3 protein-coding genes and 3 pseudogenes are annotated in these 4,518 nt (G+C 41.5%); 4 read left to right on the top strand and 2 right to left on the bottom strand.

Translation table 11 applies throughout. From position 1 onward, the window contains the following. From DW769_RS16015 to DW769_RS16005, 3 genes and pseudogenes are all read left to right on the top strand, one after another. Window positions 1-117: pseudogene (locus tag DW769_RS16015) on the top strand (helix-turn-helix domain-containing protein); the annotation flags it as partial. Further along, window positions 77-466, top strand: coding sequence for a TnpV protein (locus DW769_RS16010; protein ID WP_009296082.1), 390 nt, complete (start codon window positions 77-79; stop codon window positions 464-466). The pseudogene DW769_RS16015 and the gene DW769_RS16010, both read left to right, overlap by 41 nt. 16 nt (window positions 467-482) lie before the next feature. Continuing rightward, window positions 483-1,220, top strand: a pseudogene (locus tag DW769_RS16005) (DUF1835 domain-containing protein); the annotation flags it as partial. Between the two features lie 82 nt (window positions 1,221-1,302). On the opposite strand, the gene DW769_RS16000 reads toward DW769_RS16005, so the two are convergent. Beyond that, window positions 1,303-2,574 (bottom strand): IS110 family transposase, encoded by a 1,272-nt coding sequence (locus DW769_RS16000; RefSeq protein WP_117471397.1) that lies wholly within the window; start codon window positions 2,572-2,574, stop codon window positions 1,303-1,305. Between the two features lie 285 nt (window positions 2,575-2,859). On the opposite strand from DW769_RS16000, the pseudogene DW769_RS15995 reads away from it, so the two are divergent. Next, a pseudogene (locus tag DW769_RS15995) lies at window positions 2,860-3,093 on the top strand (DUF3658 domain-containing protein); the annotation flags it as partial. A 61-nt stretch (window positions 3,094-3,154) separates the two neighbouring features. On the opposite strand, the gene DW769_RS15990 reads toward DW769_RS15995, so the two are convergent. Next, a complete protein-coding gene (locus DW769_RS15990; RefSeq protein ID WP_009296084.1) occupies window positions 3,155-3,961 on the bottom strand; it encodes a helix-turn-helix domain-containing protein in 807 nt (268 codons plus the stop codon). Between the last annotated feature and the right edge of the window lie 557 nt (window positions 3,962-4,518).

Raw genomic sequence — 4,518 nt, 5'->3', positions numbered from 1 at the left:
GAAACGCTGAATTGTGAGATTACCGATGTGATTGAGTTAGTACCAGACGAGCCTGCTTCCACAGGAGGTAAGGAACATGAGAGAATTGAAACCAAGAATAACGGAAAACGGAATTGATTATATCCTTGTCGGAGATTACTACATCCCGGACTTGAAACTGCCGGAGGAACACCGCCCTATCGGAAAGTACGGACGGATGCACCGGGAATATTTAAGGGAAGTCCACCCAGCCAGATTGAATACATTGATACTGACCGGAGAATTGTGGACATATCTTGCAGACCTGAACGAACAGGCACAGGAACGGTTAGACACTATCATGGAGCAGATGAAAGCCACCGAGGGCGTGACAGAGGAATTGAAGCGAACTCAACAAATGGAATGGGTGCAGCGTTGTAATAACATTCACAACCGGGCAGAAGAAATTGTTTTGCATGATATAATTTATTCATACGGGAGTAATTAAATCGGAGGTATATAAGATGATTGAAATTGTATTTGGTGAAAGTGCCTGTGGAAGTTTGAAAATTGCCCAAACTTACGGTAAGGGAAAGTATAGAGGAAGTGCAGTTTCGGTCTTTATGAGGCACGAAGATGGGAGTGTTCCATCTTCAGATGAAATGAAAGAAGCACAAATTCAAGCACAGGAACAAGAACATATTGCTTGGGAGAATGCTATTCCATTGGGAGGCAAGAGCAGTGATGTTTATTGTTTTGATATGGCTCTTAGTGTGGGAGATATTTCTGATAATGGAATTGGCGAACAGCGGAAAAATGTTCTCAAGAAAATGCTGTCTGTCTGGTTTGTAGAGGATTTAGACTATCAGGTTGAAGAAAAAATACAGAAAATTAAAACTACATTGTCTTCGGTTATTGAACGATATGTAGCTGGGGAAGAAGTTCGTATTTGGTATAGCTATAATCCGGATGAATTTTGCGGTATGTACTGGCTTATGAAACAACTTCGACCATTAAACTGTCAGACAACAATTTATTTGGTTAAGTTACCTGCCTGGGAATATGGAAAAGAAAATACTATGACATCCAAAATAGCATGGGGTGAGGTTTCTCCTGGCGAATGGGGAAAATATATAATTCTACAAGAAAAAGCTAAGCCTGTATTTCTTTCAGCTTGTGCTATGAAATGGAATCAACTTCAAAATGAAAATGCACCTTTGCGTGCAATGCTAAATGGTAAATTGCAAAGTGTTTCAGAAGATAAGAGTGAAAATAAAGCAGAAATTGAGACGCACTTAAATAAGGGGACATAATTCCCCCATTTGAAAAACTATAGAATAGAGATTAGTAATCGTTGCGTTTTACTAACTGAGAACTATCGTACCCAAGAGATTCAAGGTAAGCGAAAACATTGTTTTCATTTAATACAACTCTCTCTACATGATTTTGAGGGTCCATCAATTCCTCGTAATCCGTAGGAGAGAAAGGTTTCTTTTCGGAAACCATGTGGTAGATGCAGACCATCATCATTCGTGCAATGGCAATAATGGCTTTTTTATGACCACGACGTTTCTTGATTCGCCCATATTTGATTGCAAAGTAAGGTTCCTTTTTGTTTTTGATCGCTGCAAGAGCACACTGAACCATCATAGGTTTCAAATAGGCACCAGCTTTTGCAATACGGACGGATTTTTTCTTGCCGGCAGATTCGTTGTTAGCCGGTGAAAGCCCACACCAGGAGCAGAGATGTTTCACATCGTCAAAGATATCCATGTTGATACCGATTTCTGCCAGTATAATCGTGGAGCTGAGTTCGGTCATGCCAGGCATAGAGGAAACAAATTCAACAAACTCATAATAAGGCTTGATACGAACATAAAGTTCCACTTCTGTTTGGGTAATCATATCATCAAGATAATCCAAATGGGCACGAGCCAATTCGAGTTTTTTAGCCTGATCCGTTTCGATATTGTAACCTTTGATAGCTTCAATGATTTCATCGGATTTTGCTTTTGCTCCTTTTTTGATGAGCTTACGGACTGCTTTTTCGTCCATAGATTCTGAGGTGTGTTCCAGCAAATAAGACATAATCTCAGTGGCTGTTTTACCAAAAGGGTCGGAGAGAATGCTTGCAATGCCGATATTGGAAACGGTCATACAGTTTTGGATTCTGTTTTTCTCAGAAGATTTCATACACACCAGTTTGAAGCGGTATCTTGCGAGTTCTCTAAGCTGGCGAAAATCCTTCGGAGGAATAAAGGAGCATCTGACCAAATCGAATTTATAAAGGTCAGCGATCCATTTGGAATCCTTTTTATCAGTCTTCTTGCCTTTGATGGCTTTGACGTATTTAGGGTGTGTAAGACACACCTCAATGTCGTTTTCGAGATAATTAAAAATAGGAATCCAATACTTTCCAGTGGATTCCATACAAACGTGATAACAATTATTCTCAATAAGCCAGTCGTGAAACTTTTGAATATCTGAGTTGATGGTAGAAAAAGATTTTTGAAGGTATTCAGATATTCCTTGTGAGTTAGTAGTTACGATAGTTGCAACGATAACATTTTTGTGGACATCAAGCCCACAGCAGATGGAGTATTTTAACTTCATCATAGGTATATCACCACCTTAAATAAAAAAGGAATAGCAACATTGACTGTCATCCTGCGACTAAATAAACATGGTTTATTACCAATGATAAGAGTCCGGGCTCAAAGTCCCACTTGTTTGTGCTTGTAAGGATGACGGCACATATATATATGCGGGGTCGAAAAAAAATCGCCACTCCTCCTCCCGTGCTCTGTAGTGTATTGCTATTCCATATAAGAATTATAATTCAAAAAGTGGAGGGGCACAACATTTTTCATAACTTGTTTGTGCCTTGAGCGAAGCGAAAGGAATGAAGAAATATATGATAGTTTCATTCTTCGTGAAATTGCAGAACAGCCAGAGCAATTCAAAATGGCTATTGTTATAGGTAATGTTTTAGGAAAATATCAACTTGGAATTAGTGATGTATGGATTTCTAATCGCATTGATAAAATGCTTGAAGATGGTGTGTTGGAAATTATACAGGACGCACCAAAGGGAGAAACAAATTATCGCCGGATATTAAGAAAACGAATGAAATAATAACCACAGCAAGAACCGCTGCTACATGGAAGGCACCCCAACCATGCAACAGCGGTTTTTTTTACCGTTTTTTCCTCTGGCTGATAGGCGTTCCCATTTTCTTTGATTTTTTGAGAATCCGAATCAGCCAGCGAAATTCTTCGTCTGACAGATTTTTATAGTTGATACCGAGCTGCTTGCAGTAAAGGACAACCAGCTTTTCATCCCGGCTGCCCTTGAAATTTTCGACTGCTTCGAGATTTTCTTTCAATTCATCGGCAACGGTGGTCTGGGGCGCACTCTCACTGTCCTTTTTGTGGGCTTCCCGAATATCCCGGATAATCAGGTTGAGGTCATCCAGAACCATGTGACTGAAATACTCATCATCACTGATATGGGCGGCTTGCAGCACTTTCAAATGCGGGTCATCTTCGCCTGGGCGATACCGTTCAATGATTTCATGCCGGACGGTATCGACAAGTGCATTGAGGTTTTGAATCTGCATGGTAGCAATCCCGTCCACATAAATCTCAATGTCTGCAAGAAACTTGATGAAATCTTTATGTGTAGCAAGCTCACAGAGCAGACGGTTGTTAATCCGACCGCTTTTCAGCAGTGCCACCATCTCATCATTCAAATGCAGCTCCGTCAATGGTGTGTTGATCTGCTCCCTGTTCTCTGTCCGGCACAGTAGATAATCAACAGAGACCCCATAGAAGTCTGCCAGCGTGATAAGGTTGCCATGATTGATTTCCTTAAAATCCTCTTTTTCATAACTTCCAAGAGCTGATTTGGAAATGCCTGTCAGCTTTGATAGTTCTTCCAGATTTAAGCCTTTGTCCTTGCGGAGTTCCCAAAGGCGTTCCTGTATGCTTGTTGCTCCTTTCATGGGCGCACGCTCCTTTCCAATGGTTTCATTGCTGCCGCTTATCTGGATTATATCACACTTTCCGCAATCGTGGAAATTTCTGATTTTTACCCCTAATTCCTACTTTGTGGACATACGGCACAGGGCACAAAAATGTTCTATGATACAGGTAGTTCATCGATGGATTATTCCAATCGAATGACCAGCCTGTGTGGGATATGCTTCCCCGGCGATGTAGTGCCATGACTTTTGGCAGGGATGTGGAGGAACCCTGACCGAAACGAGCGTACCAAAGGGAGCGATACGCCGCTGTGAGATTCAGGGGAGGAACGACACCGGGGAGAACTGGCGAACTGACACCGAAATGATACCGAAACACGACAATCTGATAGGGGGATAGTCTACCCTATCGCTGATACTTCGGGAGATTTTAATCGGCTCTATGACCGTAATTTTGCCGAAAATCGCCCCGAAACCATACACTAAAACGGGAGGAAATACAATATGCCGAGAATGAGCAAAAAGAGGAAGCATGAGCTTTCCTTTTACCTCAATGACCGGGGGCGTGTCACTTACAA

The organism is Blautia sp. AM29-29 (genome assembly GCF_003480555.1).
Taxonomy (GTDB): Bacteria; Bacillota; Clostridia; order Lachnospirales; family Lachnospiraceae; genus Fusicatenibacter; species Fusicatenibacter saccharivorans.
This window is presented reverse-complemented; position numbering and strand designations above follow the sequence as displayed.

What these genes read in the sequence shown, in the direction of transcription:
- DW769_RS16010 (WP_009296082.1), top strand. Translation starts at nt 77, where the DNA reads ATGAGAGAATTGAAACCAAGAATAACGGAAAACGGAATTGATTATATC.
- DW769_RS16000 (WP_117471397.1), bottom strand. Translation starts at nt 2,574, where the DNA reads ATGATGAAGTTAAAATACTCCATCTGCTGTGGGCTTGATGTCCACAAA.
- DW769_RS15990 (WP_009296084.1), bottom strand. Translation starts at nt 3,961, where the DNA reads ATGAAAGGAGCAACAAGCATACAGGAACGCCTTTGGGAACTCCGCAAG.